The 20644-nt window shown below is 69.6% G+C and carries 12 protein-coding genes and 1 pseudogene; 2 read left to right on the forward strand and 11 right to left on the reverse strand.

The genetic code is table 11. The features are described 5' to 3' along the window. Nucleotides 1-2 precede the first annotated feature (2 nt). From ACFYXF_RS28330 to ACFYXF_RS28340, 3 genes are all read right to left on the reverse strand, one after another. On the reverse strand, nucleotides 3-2300 hold the full coding sequence (locus tag ACFYXF_RS28330; RefSeq protein WP_389353576.1) for a Tat pathway signal sequence domain protein: 2298 nt from the start codon (nucleotides 2298-2300) through the stop codon (nucleotides 3-5). 7 nt (nucleotides 2301-2307) lie between these two features. Next, nucleotides 2308-2985 (reverse strand): cinnamyl alcohol dehydrogenase, encoded by a 678-nt coding sequence (locus tag ACFYXF_RS28335; protein WP_389353578.1) that lies wholly within the window; start codon nucleotides 2983-2985, stop codon nucleotides 2308-2310. 134 nt (nucleotides 2986-3119) lie between these two features. Further along, nucleotides 3120-6002, reverse strand: a complete 2883-nt coding sequence (locus ACFYXF_RS28340) for a glycosyl hydrolase 115 family protein (protein WP_389353912.1) — start codon at nucleotides 6000-6002, stop codon at nucleotides 3120-3122. A 332-nt stretch (nucleotides 6003-6334) separates the two neighbouring features. On the opposite strand from ACFYXF_RS28340, the pseudogene ACFYXF_RS28345 reads away from it, so the two are divergent. Both ACFYXF_RS28345 and ACFYXF_RS28350 read left to right on the forward strand, forming a co-directional pair. Beyond that, nucleotides 6335-6445 (forward strand): annotated as a pseudogene (locus ACFYXF_RS28345) (S-adenosylmethionine--2-demethylmenaquinone methyltransferase); the annotation flags it as partial. A gap of 103 nt (nucleotides 6446-6548) precedes the next feature. After that, the gene (locus ACFYXF_RS28350) at nucleotides 6549-6632 is read left to right on the forward strand and encodes a hypothetical protein (RefSeq protein ID WP_389353914.1); all 84 of its coding nucleotides are present in this window, start codon (nucleotides 6549-6551) and stop codon (nucleotides 6630-6632) included. Between the two features lie 263 nt (nucleotides 6633-6895). On the opposite strand, the gene ACFYXF_RS28355 is transcribed toward ACFYXF_RS28350, so the two are convergent. The 8 genes from ACFYXF_RS28355 to ACFYXF_RS28390 all read right to left on the reverse strand — a co-directional run bounded on the left by ACFYXF_RS28355 (nucleotide 6896) and on the right by ACFYXF_RS28390 (nucleotide 20481). Next, nucleotides 6896-7504, reverse strand: coding sequence for a sarcosine oxidase subunit gamma (locus ACFYXF_RS28355; protein ID WP_389353580.1), 609 nt, complete (start codon nucleotides 7502-7504; stop codon nucleotides 6896-6898). After that, entirely contained in the window at nucleotides 7497-10733 is a 3237-nt protein-coding gene (locus ACFYXF_RS28360) for a sarcosine oxidase subunit alpha family protein (protein ID WP_389353582.1), read from the reverse strand. Before ACFYXF_RS28360 ends, ACFYXF_RS28355 begins: the two co-directional genes overlap by 8 nt. Nucleotides 10734-10757: 24 nt before the next feature. Then, a complete protein-coding gene (locus tag ACFYXF_RS28365) occupies nucleotides 10758-11990 on the reverse strand; it encodes a sarcosine oxidase subunit beta family protein (protein WP_389353584.1) in 1233 nt (410 codons plus the stop codon). A 40-nt stretch (nucleotides 11991-12030) separates the two neighbouring features. Continuing rightward, entirely contained in the window at nucleotides 12031-14478 is a 2448-nt protein-coding gene (locus ACFYXF_RS28370) for an FAD-dependent oxidoreductase (protein ID WP_389353586.1), read from the reverse strand. A 385-nt stretch (nucleotides 14479-14863) separates the two neighbouring features. Beyond that, nucleotides 14864-15847: an ABC transporter substrate-binding protein gene (locus ACFYXF_RS28375; protein WP_389353588.1), complete on the reverse strand. Its 984-nt coding sequence runs from the start codon at nucleotides 15845-15847 to the stop codon at nucleotides 14864-14866. 13 nt (nucleotides 15848-15860) lie between these two features. After that, entirely contained in the window at nucleotides 15861-17879 is a 2019-nt protein-coding gene (locus ACFYXF_RS28380; protein WP_389353590.1) for an ABC transporter permease, read from the reverse strand. After that, on the reverse strand, nucleotides 17876-18988 hold the full coding sequence (locus tag ACFYXF_RS28385) for a glycine betaine/L-proline ABC transporter ATP-binding protein (protein WP_358803244.1): 1113 nt from the start codon (nucleotides 18986-18988) through the stop codon (nucleotides 17876-17878). The genes ACFYXF_RS28380 and ACFYXF_RS28385 overlap by 4 nt, the downstream gene beginning before the upstream one ends. A gap of 20 nt (nucleotides 18989-19008) precedes the next feature. After that, nucleotides 19009-20481, reverse strand: coding sequence for an aldehyde dehydrogenase family protein (locus ACFYXF_RS28390; protein WP_389353592.1), 1473 nt, complete (start codon nucleotides 20479-20481; stop codon nucleotides 19009-19011). Nucleotides 20482-20644 lie beyond the last annotated feature (163 nt).

Consider the following 20644-nt stretch of genomic DNA (forward strand, 5'->3'; position numbering starts at 1 on the left):
GTCTACAGCAGGCCCCAGGCCTCCCCCCGCTCCCCCAGCCCCACCGGCCCTATCACGAGGTCGGGCCGCTCCCCCGCGTACAGCAGCACCTCCCGCCCCTTGGCCAGTTCGATGGTGAGCGTGCCGTCCTCCGACACCTTCGTACGGGCCCGGGTGCCGTCGTCCAGCACCGCCCGCACCGGACCGCCGGTCAGGTCGTGCCGCAGACGCAGCGGCTCGCCCGCGAGGCTTCGGACGCGGATGAACCGCGTGATGCCCGCCGTACGGGCCGCGCTGATCAGGAAGGCGCCCTGGGTGCGGAAGTCGTGGAGGGTGACGTCCGGCCAGGTGGGCGGGACGGCGGGGAAGACCCGTATGACGTCGCCCCAGCTCTGGCAGAGCATGTCGTGCAGGGACTGGGAGGCCGAGAGAGGGGTCTCGATGACCGGGCCGGCCTCCGTGTAGTGGGTGTTGGCCCGGCACGGGTAGCGCGTGCTGGTGTCGAAGAACTTCTTCAGATAGGTCAGGGCCGTGTCACCGCGGCCCATCATCGCGTACAGCGACGCGGCGCCCGTGTAGCTGTAGCCGCGGTGGGAGCCGGTCAGCGCGTGCCAGTGGACCACCGACTTCTCGATCAGCTCGCGGTGTTCCGGCTGGTCCCAGTTGACCAGGTACAGCGGGTAGACCATCAGCAGGTGCGAGTAGTGGCGATGGGACTGCGCGTACGGGGTGTCCGCGCCGATCATGTAGCCGTTGTCGTCCACCGGGTACGGCGTCAGCCTGGCCAGGGTCTCCTGCCAGCGGGGGGCGAGGGGGTCGTTGACGCCCAGGCGCTCCGCCGCCTCCAGGAGCGCGGTGCAGCCCCAACGGATCAGCGCCAGGTCGTAGTTGGTGTCCTTCGGGGGGATCACCGGGTACTCCGGGGAGAGCGTCGACGGGAGGTGCAGCTTGCCGTCGTCCCCTGGCTGGAGGAAGTGCAGGTAGTAGTTGATCGCCCGGCGGAGGAGGGGGTAGAGCGTGTCCCGCAGCAGCTTCTCGTCCATGCTGTGGCGGTAGCTCAGCCACACGTTGTGCAACGCCCAGGTCAGATCGCCGACTTCGGCGCCGCTGCCCGGTGTGCCGACGTTCCGGTTGGCGAACATGTCGGAGCTGCGGCCCACTCCGGAACTGTCCGAGCGGTACGCGGCGGGCACGTTGGCGGTCAGTTGTTCCTGGTTCTGGCGGACGGTCGTCGCCAGCGCGTCGAGTTCCAGGTGATTGGAGCCGTGGATGAGCCAGTACTCCAGCTGGATGTTGAGGTTCCACCACACCGCCGGCCAGGGCGTGGGCTCCAGCCAGGGTCCGCAGGTGGCCATCGGCGGGCCGCCCGCACGGCTGGCCGACGCGACCTTGTAGAGCTGGATCCAGTGGAAGCTCTGCAGCCGCTCGTCGGGGAACGAGACGAAACTCTTGCGGTAGTACGTGTGCCACCAGCGGGCGTTCGGGGCGCGGAGAGCCGCGTAACCGGGCCCGGCACGGCGGATCTTCCTGAGCGACTCCTCCCCCGCCCTGGTGTCGGACGGGTGGCTGTGGGCGACCGTGAGGAGGAGGGTGTCGTGCGAGTCCGAGTGGCGGTACGCCGTCGCCGTCTGGCCGCCTCCCGTGAGGGGCTGGAGAACCTGCTCGATGCCGTCGCCCGTCGACCCGGTCGTCCAAGGCGGGTTGGGAACGTATGCCGCCGGTGGGGCCTCGCTGATCTTCCGGGGGCTGATGGCCTCCTCCGGGTGGAACGTCCAGTGGACCTCCTCGTCGCCGGACGCCGTGACACGGGCGGCGAGGACACCGTCGTGGATGAGGGCGGCGAGGGTCAACGTGCCCTTGTCCGTGGTGATCGTGCCGGTCAGTTCGGCGTTCCAGAGGCTCAGGCGCCAGTCCACGGCGGTGATGGTGCCGACCGGGTCCAGGGTCAGATGTCCCACGGGGAGACGGCAGGTGCCCCAGCCGCTGCCGAACTCCGGGCGGTGGTCCTGGACTTCGCCGTGCTGGACGGTGAAGCGGATCGCGTTCGCGCCCGGCTCCTTGTACACCATGCTGCCCAGCCGCCCGTCCCCGAGGAACGGGCCCTCGTGCCACAGAGTGGGCACCCTGCGCCAGAGCAGATCCTGCCGGCGCAGGAAGCCCGCCCAGGCGGCGTCCGAGTCCATACGGTTGCGGAGCTTCCAACGGCCGCCCGAGGGACGGGTGGTGACACCCTCGCCATCAGCTGCCTGGGCAACTCCCGGCAGGGCCACGGCCGTTGTCCCGGCCAGCGCCGATCCGATGACCGCTCTTCTGGAGGTCATCGCCGGATCACCGCGTCCAGTACGTGATGTTGCGGAAGCGGGCCTCGGCCCGTCCGGTGCCGTGGTGGTAGACGCCGTTCTTGAAGTGCCGGGTGGCGGGGCCCCGGTCGTCCCTCGTGAGGACCAACTGGTCGTCGAAATAGACGTTCACGCTGCCCGCCGACGCGTCGTGCGCGATTTTGACGTTGAACCACGTGTCGTACGCGTTGGTCTTCAGGACCGTGCTGTCGTACGCCCGTACCGTGCCGCCGCTCCCGCTGTACGCGTTGAGCATGAAGTCCGTTGCCGGGGTGCCCTCGGGGTGGATCACACGGAGGATCTGCACGAAGGTCGCGCCGTTCGTGCCGGACGGGAGATACACGTCGGCGTCCCACATGTGGCGGCCCGACGTGTACTCCTGGCGCCAGCGCATCTCGGTGCGCGGGTCGGTGGAACTGCCCTCGGACATGGGCTCGTCGGTGTCGTAGACCCACATGCGGTGGACGCCGCCGCTGTTGCTGTACCGGTCGCTCAGGGCCAGGTTCCACGGCTTCTGCATGCCGTAGGTGAAGGCCGTCTTCGTCCAGCCGTCCGTGGGGGACGCGGCGGCGGCCGCGGCCGCCGCCTGGGGAGTCAGCCAGGCGGTGCCTCCGGCGAGTAAGCCTCCGGCTGCCAGAATCGTGCGCCTCGATGGAGTCATGGGCATGCCAAATCAGCCCTTCCAGTAACGGTCCAGGGATGGAGATTCATCGGATCTATCTTTCGGACGAGCCTAGAACTGGCCCAGATGGGCGTCAACGCTCACGTCAAGCTGAAGATAGATCCGATGTACACCGTTACCTAGGCGGGCCGATAACTCTCCGGCGGAGCCAGATAACTGACCGGCAGTCCGCCCGTGTCGATGACGATCTGGTCGACGGCGATCCCCGCGTCGACCATGAAGACCCGGAGGACGTGCTCACCGGCTTCGGCAACCGCCACGGTCGCGGTCAGTCTCTCCACGCCGTCCTCCACATTGCGGGCCCAGGCGTCCCCCCGGTTGCCCGTGGCGACGGACTGCCCCGACAGAACCGTCACCGGCTGGTCGTCGAGAGACACGGCGACCCGTCGATGGCCCCGCTCGTCGAGCGACGGCAGCCGGAAGAGGGTCACCGGAAAGGTGCCGGTACTGCTGAAACGCACCCGGTACCTCAACTCCGTTGCCCGCGCTGCGAATTCGGCGGTGACCGGCGCCGCCGTCGACGGCACCGCCTCCACCGCGCCGGTACGCCGGCCCAGCCCGCGCACGGTACGCCAGCGGGCCCCGCCGCGAGCCACCCGGCGGTCGGTGTGCACGGCGTCGATCGAGACGTACCCGTGCGCCTCGACGTACCCGCGATCCCAACGGCGGGCCCGTTCACCGTCGTTGCGCACACTCAGCGGTACGTCGACACGCTGCCCGGCGTCGGTCCCGCTCACCGTGACCGTCGCGTCGTAGGTCCCCTCGGGCACCCGGTCCCAGTCGATCTCCACCCACACCCTGGTCTGTTCGGTGAGGGAACCGCCCGACTCGCTCAGCAGGACCCAGGGGTGGCTGACCTCGGCGGTCCAACTCACCGCCAGAAAGCCGGTGTTGAAGACGTCCACGAAGCGGCGGTCCCGGGTGCCGGAGAAGAAGGACAGCGGACGGGCCGTCCCCGTCTCGTTGCCCTCGGACGCCACCCCCAGCCCGGACGTCTCCTGCCGAGCGACCCTGCTGACGGCCGGGCGGCCCGGCGCCTTCGGGATCTGCGAGGGGTACGGGTTGATGATCCCGTCCCATTTCCCGCCCGCGACCTCGGTGTTGTAGCGCTTGGTGAGCGCCACCTCGGTCGCGTGCGCCGCCTCGGCCAGGTCCGCGAAGTGGTTGGTCCCGGCGCCGCGTCCCTGACGGAGCGCGAGGGCGTTGCGGTCCGCCCAGTAGTACTTCAGGTTCATCAAGTAGGCGCCGTGCACCGGGTATTCGACCAGCTCGAAGTAGGCGTCCCAGTAGGCCTCGGGCAGCTTGGCGCCCAAGGTCCGGGCCCGTTCGAGGAGTTGGGCGTAGGCGTCCGTCCGGCGCCCCGCCTCGTCACCGTGGTGGACCACCGAGACCAGCCCCTTGGCGATGAACTCCGGCCGCAGTTCGGCGGCGAGGCGGTAGTACTCGGTACGGATCGCGGCGATCTCGCGACCGTGCCGACGCCCGAACTGCCGCCCCGCCCACTCGACCAGGAATCCCTCCACGTCGTCCGCGCCCCACCTGTCCACGTCCCAGGCGACATCCATGGCGAAGGACAGCCCGGTCTCGATCGACTTGACGTCCCCCACGTTGAAGATCCACATACGGTCGGCACCGTGCTCGTACACCCGGCGCAACTCCTGCCAGACCTTGGCGAGTTGGGTGGTGTCCAGCCACAGATAGCTCTTCGGGCGACCCCAGTAGGACAGGTGGTAGTAGATGCCGTTGCCGCCTTCGCGCCGCCGCTCGGTGTCGTTCGGCAGCTGGCGCATGTTGCCGTGGTTGTCGTCCGGCCAGATGAGCGTGACGTCGTCGGGCACCTGGACGCCCGCGTTGTAGAGGTCCAGCACCTCCTTGTACGGGATGAAGATCTGCGGTTCGGCAGCCTGGCCGACCTCCTCGGTCAGGATGCGGCGCTGGTCGGCGATGATGTCGTTCATCACCACGACCTTCTCGGGGATCGTCGTGGCGTACTTCGTCTCCAGCGCCGTGTCGTGCAGACCGCGCATCCCGAGCGTCCAGCTGCTCTCGTACGAGGCGTTCTGGCGGGCCCGGGCTCTCCAGTAGTCCGAGATGACACCGGGGTTCACCGTGTAGTCGTACACCGGCAGGGTGCCGTCGGCGTTCCGGTGCTCGGCCGCCCACGGGTCCCATTCGTGGACGCCGTTGCGCAGCAGCGCCTCGGGGTGGCTGGAGCCGACGACTATCCCGTACTGCTCGGCGAGTTCGGGGTTCTCCCGGTGCTTGTTGAAGAAGTCGGAGTACGGATGCATGGCCGGCCAGAGGTAGTTGGCCTTGAGGCGGAGGAGCAGTTCGAAGACGCGCTTGTACGTCTCGGGGCCGATGTTCTTGTCCGGCTCCTGGGTGCGGTGGGACCAAGTGGTCAGGTTCTGCTCGTCGTTGACGAAGATGCCCCGGTAGCGGACCGAGGGCTCACGGCGGACGAAGGGGCCCGTCGGCACGGTCACCTCGTCGCGGTGCTCCACCGGTACGTCCGCCCACCAGTACCAAGGGGAGACGCCGATGCGTTCCGAGGTGTCGTAGATCCCGTAGACCGTGCCGCGCCGGTCGCTGCCCGCGATCACCAGGGCGCGGTCCACCCCGGGGAGCGGACGGTCGACCACCTGAGTGACCGACGCCTCCCAACTCCCCTTCACCCGGGAGACGTTGAGTCGACCCTGGGCGATGAGTCCGTCGATGACCGGGCTCGCGCCGATCGTGCCGATCACGACGAGGTGCGGCACCTGCTGGGGCAGGGCGTGGACCAGCTGGGGGCGGATGCCGGTGACCCGTTCGACGTCCGCCTGAAGGTCACCGGCCGCGCGGATTACGGCGGGGTCGTCGGCCGCGTCCACGTAGACATCGGTGGCCAACCCGCCCTGAACCAACGGGAATTCGGGTCTGCCGGTGAGATCAGGGGGCGCGGCGTGGGCGGTTGCGGGAAGCAGCCCGGGGAGCAGCGGGGTCGCTCCGGCGGCGGCCAGGCCCCGCAGGAACGACTTGCGGGTCCATGGCAGGGACGGGGCTTGCGGCGGTTGTGGTTGCTGCGACCGGTTCCGGGGTTCGTGGTGCGGCACGAGACGCTCCCTTTCCGCCCGGCGCCCCGCTTCGGCTCTTCGCGCAGCCGGTCACGGAGCTGAGCGTGTGAGTGTGGGGTGGCCAAGCCGAGCCAGGCCAGGTCAGGTCAGAAAGCGCTTGCTATACGCCTTGCACCCTAGGACAGGCCTCGCCCGGACGTCCAGACGATCGACGTCCGTGAACCGAGGACAACGCCCTGCTGCACGAGCTGCTCCGCACCCCCGGCGAGGGCTGTGTCGTGGTCGTCGACGGCGGGGCCTCGCTGCGCACCGCGCTCGTCGGGGACCTGATGGCCGGGCGGGCGCGGGAGAACGGCTGGGCCGGCGTGGTGATCCGCGGCGCCGTCCGAGACAGCGCCGTCCTGGCCGGGATCGAGCTCGGCGCGGTGCAGGCGCTGGGCACCAACCCGCGCAAGAGCGCGAAGGCGGGGCGCGGGCGCGGTCGACGTACCCGTGACGTTCGGCGGGGTCACCTTCGGCCCCGGCGACATCCTGCACGCCGACCAGGACGGGATCGTACTGCTGCCGAAGGCCTGACCGGCGGGCAATGCACTCCGGCCCGACCGGCGGGCGGTGCATTCCGGCCCGACAGGCGGGAGGCGCACTGCGGCCTGAGCGTCAGGCGACGCACTCCCGCCCGACCGACAGGCAATCCACTCCCGCCCGACCGGCGGGAGGCGCATTCCGGCCCGACAGGCGGGAGGCGCACTGCGGCCTGAGCGTCAGGCGACGCACTCCGGCCCGACCGACAGGCAATCCACTCCCGCCCGACCGGCAAGCGACGCACCCCGGCCCGACCGTCAGGCGATGTACTCCGTCGCCGCGTCCAGCAGCCAGTCCGTCAGATAGCCGGCGAAGGACGAGCGGACCAGGACCCAGAAGCCGGCCCTGGGTTCGTCCCGGGCGACCAGGACGACCTGGGTGCGGCCGAGGGTCGTCTGGGCGCAGTGGCCGGGGCCGAAGGCGCGCGGGTGCAGGTCGAGGGCGCAGCCGTGGGCCAGGAGGTCGCGGGCGCTCGGGCCCGTGACGAGGAGGGTGGTGCGCTGGGCGGAGACGTCGGTGACGGACACCGGTTCGTCCCCGGCCGCCTCCCGGATACGGCCTTCCAGGTCCCGTTCGGCGCCGGGCGGGCCCACCAGCAGCCACTCGTCGGGGCCGAGCCACAGGGCGACCAATTCCCCTGCCCGGACAGCGGTGTTGGGGGTGACGGGCAGCGGGACGCCCAGCGCAAGGCCGACGGCGTCCGCCGCCGCTCCCTTGGCGTCGAGGCGCACGTTCAGCTGGGCCAGGAAGGGGAGTTCGGCCAGCCGGACCGCGCCCCCGGAGGTGCGGGTCGCGGCGGCGAGACGGTCGGCCGCGTCGGACAAAGGGGACACGGGGCTGCGGAGCAGGGTGGTGGTGTCAGCCATCTCGGCGGGCTCCCTCGGGGTCGTAGAGGACGGGGCTCGCGACGGTCACCGGGACCAGCCGGTCACCGACGGGGGCGTACAGGCGTTCACCCACGCGTTCCCGGCCGCCCTTGATCAGGGCGAGGGCGAAGGTCCGGCCCAGGGCGGCGCTGCGGTAGCTGGAGGTGACATGGCCGAGCATCGGGACGGGCGGCGCGGGCAGCACGCTGTCGGCGACCAGTTGGGTGCCCTCGGGGAGGAACGTGCCGGGGTCGTCCGGGAGCAGGCCCACCAGGTGCTTGCGGTCGGGACGGACGGCGTCGGCACGGGCGTACGACCGCTTGCCGATGAAGTCGGGCTTCTTCTTCGACACCACCCAACTCATGCCGAGATCCTGCGGAGTTACCGTGCCGTCGGTGTCCTGGCCGATGATCGGGTAGCCCTTCTCGGCGCGCAGGACGTGCATGGTCTCGGTGCCGTAGGGCGTGATGCCGTACGGGGCGCCGGCCTCGTACAGCGCCTCCCAGAGGGCGCGGGCCTCCCACGGTGACACGTTGATCTCGTAGGCCAGTTCGCCGGAGAAGCTGATCCGGCACACGCGTGCGTCGATGCCCGCGACGGGGGTCTCGCGCCAGGCCATGAAGGGGAAGTCGTCGTTGGCGACAGCCAGTTGGGGTGCGAGGGAACCCAGCACATCCCGGGAGCGCGGGCCGACGAGAGCCACCGTGGCCCACTGCTCGGTCACCGACGTGCAGTGGACGCGCAGGTCCGGCCACTCGGTCTGGGACCACTCCTCCATCCAGTCCAGTACGGCGGCGGCGTTGCCCGTCGTCGTGGTGACCAGGAAGCGGTCCTGGGCGAGGCGGATGACCGTACCGTCGTCGAAGACCATGCCGTCCGGGCGGCACATCACGCCGTAGCGGATCATGCCGACCTTCAGGGTGCTCATCATGTTGGTGTAGAGCAGGTCGAGGAAGACACCCGCGTCCGGGCCCTGTACGTCGATCTTGCCGAGCGTGGAGGCGTCCATGAAGGCCACGCTGTCGCGAGCGGCGGCGCACTCGCGCAGGACGGCGGCCTCCATGTCCTCGCCGGGCTGCGGGTAGTACCAGGGGCGCTTCCACTGGCCGACGTTCTCGAACAGCGCGCCCTGCTCGACATGCCAGGAGTGCAGGGCGGTCGTCCGGATCGGGTCGTGCAGCGCGCCCCGGTCGCGGCCCGCGAGGGCGGCGAAGGAGACGGGCGTGTACGGCGGCCGGAACGTGGTCGTGCCGAGCGCCGAGATGTCGACGCCGAGCAGTGCGGCGACGATGCCGCTGGCCAGCAGCCCGGACGTCTTGCCCTGGTCGTTGGCGGTACCGGCTGTCGTGTAGCGCTTGGTGTGCTCGACCGAGCGCATACCGGCGCCGGTCGCGCGGGCCAGGTCGTCGACGGTGACATCACGCTGGAGGTCGACGAACGAGCGGGTGTCGGAGGCGTCCGGGATCGCGTACACGTGCATGGGCGGGGTGTGGGGTTCCACGGCCGGGGTGGGGAGGTTCGGTTCCCGGGGCGTGTAGCCCTCCGCCTCGACCGCCCGGGACGCGGCGGCCACGCCCTGGGCGAGGACCGTCGGCAGATCCAGGACGCCGGTCGCGCTGCCCGCGACATCGACGGCCTGCCGACAGCTGTCGGGGACGAAGGTGCCGAGCGCGTCGTCGTGGCGGAGCTTGCCGCCGGCCTGGCTGAACAGGTGGGCCACCGGGTTCCAGCCGCCGGAGACGAGGAGGAGGTCGGCGGCGAACTCCCGCTGTCCTCCGGTGAGTTCTCCGTCGGACTCTCCGTACGGGGCGACCGTTACGGCCGTCAGGCGCGCGTCGCCCTCCGTGCCTACGACCGCGTATCCGGCCAGCACCTCGATGCCGGCCGACCTCGCACGGTCCGCCCACTCGCCCGGGTCGGTGCGGGTGTCGACTATCGCCGGTACGTCCGCACCAGCTGCGGCGAGGTCCAGTGCCGCCGCGTACGCGCTGTCGTTCGTGGTGAACACGACCGCCCTGCGGCCGGGCAGAACGCCGTGGCGGTTGACGTACGTACGCGCCGAGGCGGCGAGCATCACGCCGGGGCGGTCGTTGTCCGCGAAGGCCAGCGAGCGTTCGTGGGCGCCGGTCGCGAGGACGACGCGGCGGGCTCGGATACGCCAGACGCGCTCGCGGGAGACGTTCGCGGGGGCGGCCGCGCCCAGGTGGTTGGTACGGCGTTCGACGGCGAGGAGGTGGTTGTCGTCGTAGTAGCCGAAGACGGTGGTGCGGGGCAGGACGCGTACGTCGGGGGCCGTTTCGAGGTGGGTGACTGTCTCGTCCACCCAGTCGAGGTGCTCACCCGTGCCCAGGAGGCTGCCGCCCGGCTGCGGGCGGTCGTCCGCGAGGATCACCCGGGCGCCGGTGCGGGCGGCGGTCGCCGCCGCTGCGAGGCCTGCGGGGCCCGCACCGACGATCAGTACGTCGCAGTGGGCGTGTACGGCGTCGTAGCGGGCGGGGTCGGGGGTGGCGGCGAGGCGGCCCTGGCCGGGGAGGCTGGTCGCGACCAGGCCGTCGTACAGCTCCACCGTGGTGGCGGGGAGCATCGGTTCGGGGAACGGGGCCTCGATCTGGATGACCGCGTTGGGTTCCTCCGGGCCGGCAGAGAAGATGCCTCGGGGGCGGCCGAGTTTGATGCTGGTGCCAGTGTGGATGATGCCGTTGGCGAGGAGGGCGGAGGCGAGGGTGTCGCCTTTGCAGCCCTGGTATTCGGTGCCGTCGAAGGTGAAGGTGAGGGGGTTTTCGTGGTTGGTTCGGCCTCGGGTCGGGAGTCTGAACGGCTGGTTCTTCTCCCCCACCCCACCCCTTCCCGAAATTTCTGGGGGCTCTGCCCCCAGGCCCCCGGTCGGCCCTGAAGGGGCCTCGTCCTCAAACGCCGGACGGGCTGAAAACGCGCCCCCTGCCTCGACAGGTACCGGAGCTGCTGGACGGTCCTCCCCCGCCCTGTACACCGCCAGGATCTCGTTTGTCCCCGTGTCCCGAACGGCGTTGAACCACCTGCGGCAGCCCGCCGAGTGGGTCCAGCGTTCGGCGAACGGGCCCTTCGGGTTGGCGCGGAAGAACAGGTACCGGGCCCACTCCTCGTCGGTCAGGGCCGACGGGTTCTCCGGGTAGGGGACGTGGGCCTGGCCGCCGTAGTGGAACTCGGCCTCGTCGCGGGGCCCGCACCACGGGCAGGGGATGAGCAGCATGTCGTTCGGCTCCCTTGAGGATCCCTAGTGGGCCACCGCGGCCGCGCCGTGCTCGTCGACGAGCGCGCCGGTGGTGAAACGGTCGAGCGAGAAGGGGGCGTTGAGCGGGTGGGGCGTGTCGTGGGCGATCGTGTGGGCGTAGACCCAGCCGACACCCGGGGTGGCCTTGAAACCGCCCGTTCCCCAGCCGCAGTTCAGGTACAGGTTGTCCACCGGGGTCAGGCCGACGATCGGCGACGCGTCCGGGCTCACGTCCACGATGCCGCCCCACGTGCGCAGCACATGCGCCCGCGCGAACACCGGGAACAGCTCCAGGGCCGCCGACATCTGCTCCTCGATGATGTGGAACGCGCCGCGCTGCGTATAGGAGTTGTACGAGTCGATGCCCGCACCCATCACCAACTCGCCCTTGTGCGCCTGGCTGACGTACACGTGCACCGCGTTGGACATCACCACCGTCGGATGCACCGGCTCCAGCAGTTCGGAGACCAGGGCCTGCAACGGGTGGCTCTGGAGCGGGAGTTCGATGCCCGCCATCGCCGCCAGGACCGAGGTGTGGCCCGCCGAGCACAGTGCCACCTTGCCCGCCGCGATCGGACCCAGAGTCGTCTGGACCCCGACCACCCTCCCCCCGACCACGTCCAGACCCGTGACCTCGCAGTTCTGGATGATGTCGATGCCCGCCGCGTCCGCCGAGCGGGCCAGCCCCCACGCCACGTGGTCGTGCTTCGCGATCCCGGCGCGGGGCTGATACGTACCGCCCATCACCGGATAGCGCACGTCCGGTGAGATGTTGACGATCGGGCAGACCTCCTTGACCTGCCGTTCGTCGAGCCATTCGGCGTCCACGCCGTTGAGGCGGTTCGCCTCGACCCGGCGCACGCTGTCGCGGACGTCCTGGAGGCTGTGGGCCAGGTTCAGCACGCCTCGCTGCGAGAAGAGGATGGGGTAGTCCAGCTCCTCCTCCAGTCCCTCCCACAGCTTCAGCGCGTGCTCGTAGATCCCCGCGCTCTCGTCCCACAGGTAGTTCGAGCGGATGATCGTGGTGTTGCGGGCCATGTTGCCGCCCGCCAGCCAGCCCTTCTCCAGCACGGCGACATTCGTGATGCCGTGGTTCTTCGCCAGATAGTGAGCCGTGGCGAGACCGTGCCCACCGCCGCCCACGATGACGACGTCATAGCTGCGCTTCGGCTCGGGCGTCCGCCACAGCCAGTCGGGGTGCTCCGGCAGTTCGGCGCCGGGTGTACGGGGGCTCATCGCGCGTCTCCGTCTTCTGCTGCCATGAGTGGACTGGGGCCTAGCCCCGGAGGCGGGACATCGTCGGGTCGAACAGGGGCTCTTCGGCGACCACCGCCTCGACGCGCTCGTCGAAGTAGCCGATGTGCAACACCGTGCCGGGGGCGGCCAGTTCGACGGGCAACCACGCATACGCGATGCCCTTGCCGATCGTGTAGCCGTACGCGGCGCTCGTCACATAGCCGACGGCCCGCTCCCCCTCGTACACCGGCTCCTTGCCCATGACCACCTGTCGCGGGTCCTCGATGGTCAGGCAGGTCAGCTTCCGTCGTACATCGGTCTTACGGCGTTCCAGGGCCGCCTTGCCGATGAATTCGCCCTTGTCGAGCTTGACGGCGAAGCCGACGCCGGCCTCGTACGGGTCGTGCTCGTACGTCATGTCGGTGCCGAAGGAGCGGTACCCCTTCTCCAGGCGGAGGCTGTTGAAGGCGCCGCGGCCCGCCACGATGCCGCCCAGGGGCTGTGCCGCCTGCCAGAGGGTGTCCCAGAGTTTCTGGCCCTGGTCGGCGGTCGTGTACAGCTCCCAGCCGAGTTCGCCGACGTACGACAGACGCATCGCCGTCACCGGGACGCTGCCGATGTAGGCGCGCTTGGCGCGGAAATACTTCAGGCCGTCGTTCGAGAAGTCCTCGTCCGTCAGGGGCTGGAGGACCTTGCGGGCCAGCGGGCCCCACAGGCCGACACAGCACGTACCCGGGGTGATGTCGCGGACCTGGACCGTGCCGTCGGCCGGGAGGTGGCGGGTGAACCAGTCGAGGTCCAGGTTGCCGTTGGCGCCGACCTGGAAGAGGTCACGGGCGAGGCGGGCGACCGTGATGTCGCTGCGGATGCCGCCGTCGTGGTCCAGGAGCAGCGTGTACGTGACCGAGCCGACCGACTTGGCCACCTTGCTGGTGGTCAGGCCCTCCAGGAAGTCGGCGGCGCCGGGGCCGGTGACCTCCAGGCGCTTGAGGGCCGTCATGTCGTACATCGCGACCGTCTCGCGGGTCGCCTGGGCCTCGGCTCCGACGATCGGGGACCAGTACTGGGCCGCCCAGTCGTTCGGGGTGGGCACGGAACGGCCCGTCACCAGGCCCGCGTTGGCCTCGTACCACTGCGGGCGCTCCCAGCCGTTCGCCTCCAGGAAGAAGGCGCCCAGTTCGCGCTGGCGGGTGTGGAAGGGGCTGGTGCGGATCGGGCGGGGGTGCCCGGACGGCTGGAGGGGGTGGAGGATGTCGTACACCTCCACGAAGTTCTGGCAGTCGCGGGCCAGGACGTACTCCGGGGACAGCTGGTGCGGTTCGAAGCGGTTGAGGTCGCACTCGTGCAGGTCGAAGGAGGAGCAGTGGCCGTCGACCAGCAGCTCGGCGACGGCACGGCCGACGCCCGCGGAGTGGGTGACCCAGACCGCCTCCGCGACCCAGAAGCCCTTGACGTCCGGGGACTCGCCGAGGAGGGGGAAGTTGTCGGTGGTGAAGGAGAACAGGCCGTTGATGCCCTCCTCGACCTTCGCGTCCTTGGTGGCGGGGAGGAGCGACTGGGTTTCCGTCCAGGCGGGCTCGAAGTCGTCCTCGGTGAACTTCAGCACCGAGGGCATTCCCCCGGCCGTGTCCGCCTCGTCGAAGGAGAGGATCTCGTCGGCGGTGATCGGCATCGGGCGGTGGCCGTAGTAGCCGATGCCGATGGCGTCGAAGCGGTCGCGGTAGTAGAGGTCGGCGTCCTGGTGACGCAGGATCGGCCGGACCGCCTCCTCCGTCTGGCCTGCCAACGCCGGTACCGGCCCGGTCCAGGCGAGTTGATGCGCGAGGGGAGTGAGGGGGAGATTCAGCCCGACCATACGGGCGATCTTCGGACCCCAGATACCGGCGCAGCACACGACGATGTCGGCAGGGATTTCACCCTGGTCGGTGACGACACCCGTGACCTGACCACCGGCCTGCTGAACGTCGAGTACCTCGTGGCGGGGCAGGAAGGTCACGCCGCGTTCGGTGGCGCGGCGGATCTGGGCCTCGACGGCGAGGACCGCTTTGGCGAGGCCGTCGGTGGGGACGAGGAGGCCGCCCAGGACGCGGTCGGGGTTGACGAGCGGGTGCTGCTCGACACACTCGTCGGCGGTCAGCAGACGCGCCTCGATGCCCCAGGCGGTGATCCAGCCGTGGCGGCGGTGGAGTTCGGTGAGGCGTTCGGGGGTGGTGGCGACTTCCAGGCCGCCGACCTGGAGGAAGCAGGGCTTGCCGTCTACGTCGAGGGAGCAGAACTTCTCGACGGTGTAGCGGGCCAGTTCGGTCATCGTCTTGGACGAGTTCGTCTGGAAGACCAGACCCGGGGCGTGGGACGACGACCCCCCGGTGGCGGGGAGCGGTCCCTGGTCGACCACGGTCACTTCGGTCCAGCCTCGTGCGGAGATCTCGTCCGCGAGTGCCGCGCCAACGACGCCCGCTCCGATGATGACCACTCGGGGTCCCGCCATCGCCGCACCTCCGGTTCAGTTGCTGTCTACGCAACATGATTCAGGTTGCGCAACTCAATGTGCCTTCCGTGCAGGTAGGTGTCAAGAGGCTCCGAAAGCCAGGAGAAGGGGTTTGTTTCGCCCCCGCCGCCCCTACCCGTCCCATCCCTGGGGGCTGCACCCCCAGACCCCCGCTACGGCCCTGAACGGGCCTTGTCCTCAAACGCCGGACGGGCTGACTACCCAGCCCGTCCAGCGTTTGAGGACAAAGGGGGTTCGGGGGCAGCGCCCCCGAGGATGGGAACGGGTAAGGGCGGCGGGGGCGAAAACACACCAATGCCCGGCAGACGGCGCACGCGTGCGTGCCCCGCCCACCGGGCAGTCATGTTCAACCCGACCTCAGGACCTACTTGATCCAGGCGTCCACCTTCGCCCGGTTCGCGTCGACCCACTTCTTCGCCGCCGCCTCCGGCGTCATCTTGTCCTCGGCTATGTACTTCGCCACGGTGTTCTGATCGTCGTTCGTCCAGGTGAAGTTCTTCACCAGGTCGTACGCCGGGCTCCCCGACTTCGCGAACTTCGCGCTGACGATCTTGTCCAGCTTGTACACGGGGTAGTCGCACGCGACCTTCTCCGCGTCCGCGTCACAACCCGCCGTGTACTCCGGCAGCTTGACCTTCACCAGCGGCACCTCGGCCATGAACCACTGCGGCTCGTAGAAGTAGCCGATCACCCATTCCTTGTCCTTCTCCGCCTTGCGGAAGGCCTGGATGAGCGCCGTCTCACTCCCCGCGTACACCACCTTGAAGTCCAGCTTCAGGTTCTTCACCAACGCCTCGTCGTTCGTGACGAACGACGGGTCACCGTCGAGAAGCTGCCCCTTGCCGCCCGACTCCGACGTCTTGAACTTCGCCGCGTACTTGTCGAGGTTGTTCCAGTCGGTGATGTCGGGGTGCGCCTTGGCCAGCCACGGCGGCACGTACCAGCCGATCAGACCTTCGTTGCCGGTCACCCCGGCCTCGACGGCCGTCTTCTGGTCGGTGATGTACTTCTTCTTCAGGTCGTCGTGGCCCCAGTTCTCGATGACGGCGTCGACCTCACCCGTCCCGAACCCCTGCCAGGCGATCTCCTCCTTGAGGTCCTTCTTGGTGACCTTGCACCCGAGGTCGTTCTCCGCGACGTACGCGACGACCGCCGCGTTCGCCTCGTAGCCGACCCACGGGTTGACCGCGAGGTTGAAGGTGCCGCACTTGCCCGAGGACCCGGAAGAAGAAGTGTCGGAGCCCGATGAGCTGTCGCCGACCTTCGCGCCACCGCAGGCGGTGAGGGCGAGGCCCAGCACCACTACGCCGGCCGCGCCGACTCTCCACTTTGTTGCTTGCCTTGCCATGGTGGTAGCTCCCTTACGCCCCGGCACGCCGCGCCGCTGCTTGAGTGATCCGGTCGAACATGACTCCGAGAAGGACGATGGCCAGCCCCGCGGCCAGCCCCTTCCCGTACAGCTGCCCCTGCGAGAAGCCGGCCACGACGTCGTAGCCGAGGGCGCCCGCGCCTACCAGGCCGCCCACAACAACCATCGACAGCACGTAGATCAGACCCTGGTTGGTGGCGAGGGTCAGGGCGCCGCGTGCCATCGGCAGCTGGACCTTGGTGATGATCTGCCAGGTGTTGCACCCGGCGGAGGTGGCCGCCTCCACGGTGGTCGCGGGGACGTTCCGTATACCGTCCGCGATGATCTTCATGGCGACGGGCGCCGCGTAGACGATCGCGGCGACGATCGCCGTGAAGCGGGTCGCGCCGAACAGCGCGAGGAACGGTACGAGGTACACGAACGGCGGCATGACCTGTGCCGCGTCGAGGGTGGGCCGGATGAGCCGGTCCGCGAGCGGACTGCGCCCCATCCACACCCCCACGACCACCGCCAGCAGCATCGTCATGACCGTGGCCACGAGCGTGGACGCCAGTGTCGTCATGCTGTCCGACCACACACCGGTCGCCAGGAGCAGCCCGACGCACACCGCCGTGGTCACCCCCGCCCGCCAGCCGCCGAACACCACGCCGAGCCCGATCAGGACCGCGCCGACGAGCCACCAGGGCGAGTCGGTGAGCAGTGACTGGAACGGGTTGAGCAGACCGTTGGTGAGGGCGTCGCGGAAGGCGTTGGTGAGGCCGGACAGGTTGTCCTGCACCCAGGTGCTCGCGGTGTCGGCGGCGCTCGCGACGGAGCTGCCGACATCGCCCTCGCCGGGGAACTCCGCCGCCCATACGTAGGTGTGCGAGAGGTAGACGAGAACCGCGGCGACCGCCGCTCCCGCGACCACCAGCTGCCGTCGCCGGGCGAGGAGCGGGCCCGCCGAGCGCCGGGCCGCCTCCTCCCGTACGCTCGCCGCGGTCGTGACCCGGTCCAGGACGATGGCCATGACGACGATGGCGAGGCCCGCGTTGAAGGCCGTACCCACGTCGAGCGACTGGAGCGCCTGCATGACGGTCTTGCCGAGGCCGGGCGCGTCGATCAGGGCGGCGATGGTCACCATGGCGAGGGCGGCCATGATGGTCTGGTTGACGCCCATCACGACGGTCCGCTTCGACATCGGCAGCAGGACCTTCAGCAGCGACTGCCAGCGGGTCGCGCCCAGCGAGTCGGCCGCCTCGACGGTGGTCTCCGGCACGGTCCGGATGGCGTGCGCGGTGATACGGATCGTCGGCGGGGCCGCGTAGATGACGGTGGCGATGGTCGCGGAGGCGCCGCCGATGAGGAAGAACAGGGTCAGCGGGGCGAGGTAGACCATGGTGGGCATCGTCTGCATGAAGTCGAGGAACGGCGTCATGATCCGGTTGCCCCGGTCGGACAGCCCCGCCCACACGCCCAGCGGGATCGCGAACAGCAGCGCCACGAACACCGCGCACAGGACCAGCGCCAGGGTGTCCATGCTCTCCTGCCACAGGCCCTGGAGCCCGAAGAAGGTGAAGCCGGCGACGGTCAGCAGCGCCACCCGCCAGTTGCCGACCGCCCAGGACACGAACCCGGCGATCCCGACGACCCCGAGCCACCCGATCTGCGGCAGGGGCCGGGAGTCGGAGGGCTGGGAGATCAGATGCTGGACGAAGGTCACCAGGTTGTCGATGACCAGGCGGATCTCGTTGAAGAAGTAGAGGAAGAGCGGGTTGGAGTTGCGGTTGGCGCCGATCGAGTCGTTGACGTCGTTCAGCCAGCGGTGCAGCCCGGTGAGGTCGGCCGCCGCGAGCGTCAGGGTGTTCGTGCCGCGCAGTACGGCGAACAGCACCAGCCAGACGACGAGGATCGCGCCGACCACCATGCGCCGGCTGACCTGCCGTACGGCGGCGACGGGCGCGGCCTCGGGCACGGCGTCCTCGGGCCCGGGCGGCTCGGGCGTCGGGGGTTTCTCCACGGCGACGGTCATCGCGCGTCGCCGCCCTTCTGGACCGGGAGATCCCCGCCTCCGGCGACCACGGCGAGGATCTCCTCGTCGCCGACGATGCCGAGCAGCTTGCCGTTCTCGACGACCTTGACCGGCTTCTCGGCGGCGAGGACGGCCCGGGTGGCCTCCCGTACGACGACGTCGGGCCCGAGTTCGGGCCCGTCGAGGGCGTCGCCGTCGGCCGGCGGGCGCATGATCCAGCGCAGGGTGAGGACATCGGCACGCGGCACGTCCTTGACGAACTCGCGCACGTAGTCGTCGGCCGGGGCACCCACCAGCTCGTCACCCGTCCCGCACTGGACCATCTTGCCGTCGCGCATGATGAGGATGCGGTCGCCCAGCTTGAGGGCCTCGGACAGATCGTGGGTGATGAAGACCATGGTCTTGCCGACCTCGTGGTGCAGCCGGATGACCTCGTTCTGCATGTCCCGCCGGATCAGCGGGTCGAGGGCCGAGAACGGCTCGTCGAAGAAGAGGACGTCCGGGTCGCCCGCCAACGCCCGTGCCAGGCCCACGCGTTGCTGCATACCACCGGAGAGCTGGTCGGGGTAGGAGTTCTCGTACCCGGAGAGACCGACAAGCTCAACAACCTCAAGCGCCCGCTTCATGCGCTCGGCCCGACCCATGCCACGTATCTCGAGCCCGAAGCCGACGTTGTCGACGACCCGCCGGTGAGGCAGCAGTCCGAAGTGCTGGAAGACCATGGAGAACTTCTGCCGACGCAGCTCGCGCAGCCGCTTGTCGTCGGCGTCCCGGATGTTCTCGCCCTCGAAGACGATCTCCCCGGCGGTGGGTTCGATCAGCCGGGTGAGACATCGCACGAGGGTCGACTTCCCGGACCCGGACAGACCCATGACGACGAACACCTCGCCGGGGGACACGTCGAAGTGCACGTCCCGTACGGCGGCGGTGCATCCCGTACGGTCCATCAGCTCGCGTCGGGTGAGCCCGCACAGCTCCTCCGACTCCGGCACCCGGTCTGCCTTCGGTCCGAACACCTTCCACAGGCCGCGCACGGAGATGACCGGCGTGCCGTCCGAGTCCTGGGGTGTGCCGCGCCGCTGCGGCACCTCGGTCTGTACTGGGGTCACGATCGACCTCTTTTCGGCGTTCAGCCGCGGAACCAGTGCTGCGGCCGGGGTTGGATGTTCTGCCAGATGTGCTTGGGCTCTCGGTACTCGTCCAGGCCGGACGGTCCCAGTTCCCGGCCCACGCCCGAGTGCCCGAAGCCACCCCATTCCGCCTGCGGCACATAGGGGTGGTAGTCGTTGATCCACACGGTGCCGTGCCGCAGCCGCCGGGCGACCCGCTGGGCCTTCCCGGCATCCTGTGTCCACACGGCCCCCGCGAGCCCGTACTCGGTGTCGTTGGCGATGCGTACGGCATCGTCCTCGTCGCCGCTGAACCGCTCCACGGTGAGCACGGGCCCGAAGGACTCCTCGTGCACGACCCGCATGTCCTGCGTGCACTCGTCGAGGACGGTGGGCGGGTAGTAGTGCCCGTCGGCGAGGGCGGGATCGTCCGGCCGCGCACCCCCGCACCGCAGCACGGCCCCCTCGGCGAGCCCGGCGGCGACGTACGCCTCGACCTTCTCAAGATGCTGGGCGGAGATCAGAGCCCCGGTCTCGGCGTCAGGATCAAAGGGCCCACCAAGCCGAATCTGCGCGGCCCGCCGCACCACCTCACCCACGAACCGATCGTGGATGGAGTCCTCGACGATGAGCCGGGCCCCGGCGGAACAGACCTGCCCGGAGTGCAGAAAGACGGCCGTGAGGGCGAAGTCCACGGCCGTCTCGAAGTCGGCGTCGGCGAACACGACGTTGGGGTTCTTCCCGCCGAGCTCCAGGGCCACCTTCTTAACGCCCGCGGCGGCGGTGGCCATGATCCGTTTCCCGGTCTCCAGGCCGCCGGTGAAAGACACCATGTCGACGGCGGGATGCTCGGAGAGCGGCGCCCCGACCTCGGGCCCGGCCCCCAGGACGAGGTTGGCGACCCCGGCGGGAAGCCCGGCCTCGGCGAGCGCCCGCACGAGCAGGATGGAGGTGGAGGGGGTCAACTCACTGGGCTTGAGGACGAAGGTGTTACCGGCGAGAAGGGCCGGAGCAACTTTCCAACTGGCTTGCAGGAGGGGGTAGTTCCAGGGGGTGATGAGGCCGCACACACCGACGGGTTCGTACACCACTCTGCTTACGGCATCGTCGCGCCCGGTGTCGATGACCCGCCCGGCGTCCGTGCCCCCGATCCCGCCGTAGTGCCGAAAACACGAAACGACATCGGCGATGTCGTACTCGCTCTCCACCAGCCGCTTGCCGGTGTCGAGGGACTCGGCGCGGGCGAACTCCTTGGCGTCGCGCTCGATGATGTCGGCGGTGCGCAGCAGCAGCGCGCCGCGCTCCCGTTCGGGGGTACGCGGCCAGGGTCCTGTGTCGAAGGCGCGGCGGGCGGCGCCGATCGCGGCCTCGGTGTCGGGACGGGTCCCCTCCGAGACGGTCGCGGCAAGCCTGCCGTCGGCGGGACATCGGATTTCCCGACGGCCGCCGGCCACCGGCTCCCGCCATTCACCGTCCACATACAGGTCTGCCACGCGCCAAGCCTTTCCGCAGGAATTCGTTGCGCATCGTGCACCCAATTGCTTGTGGTGGAACACCTTGGCGAATGTGCAGACATACGTCAAGTAGTTGGCGGATGACGATTTCGACATGCGTGACGGTTGCGCGCGCGACTGTACTCACACGCGCCCGACCGCC

It is taken from the genome of Streptomyces sp. NPDC002680, from assembly GCF_042889145.1.
Taxonomy (GTDB): domain Bacteria; phylum Actinomycetota; class Actinomycetes; order Streptomycetales; family Streptomycetaceae; genus Streptomyces; species Streptomyces adonidis.

Coding starts and splice junctions, on each gene's coding strand:
- ACFYXF_RS28380 (WP_389353590.1), bottom strand. CDS start 17,879: ATGACCGTCGCCGTGGAGAAACCCCCGACGCCCGAGCCGCCCGGGCCC.
- ACFYXF_RS28370 (WP_389353586.1), bottom strand. CDS start 14,478: ATGGCGGGACCCCGAGTGGTCATCATCGGAGCGGGCGTCGTTGGCGCG.
- ACFYXF_RS28355 (WP_389353580.1), bottom strand. CDS start 7,504: ATGGCTGACACCACCACCCTGCTCCGCAGCCCCGTGTCCCCTTTGTCC.
- ACFYXF_RS28360 (WP_389353582.1), bottom strand. CDS start 10,733: ATGCTGCTCATCCCCTGCCCGTGGTGCGGGCCCCGCGACGAGGCCGAG.
- ACFYXF_RS28375 (WP_389353588.1), bottom strand. CDS start 15,847: ATGGCAAGGCAAGCAACAAAGTGGAGAGTCGGCGCGGCCGGCGTAGTG.
- ACFYXF_RS28335 (WP_389353578.1), bottom strand. CDS start 2,985: ATGCCCATGACTCCATCGAGGCGCACGATTCTGGCAGCCGGAGGCTTA.
- ACFYXF_RS28365 (WP_389353584.1), bottom strand. CDS start 11,990: ATGAGCCCCCGTACACCCGGCGCCGAACTGCCGGAGCACCCCGACTGG.
- ACFYXF_RS28330 (WP_389353576.1), bottom strand. CDS start 2,300: ATGACCTCCAGAAGAGCGGTCATCGGATCGGCGCTGGCCGGGACAACG.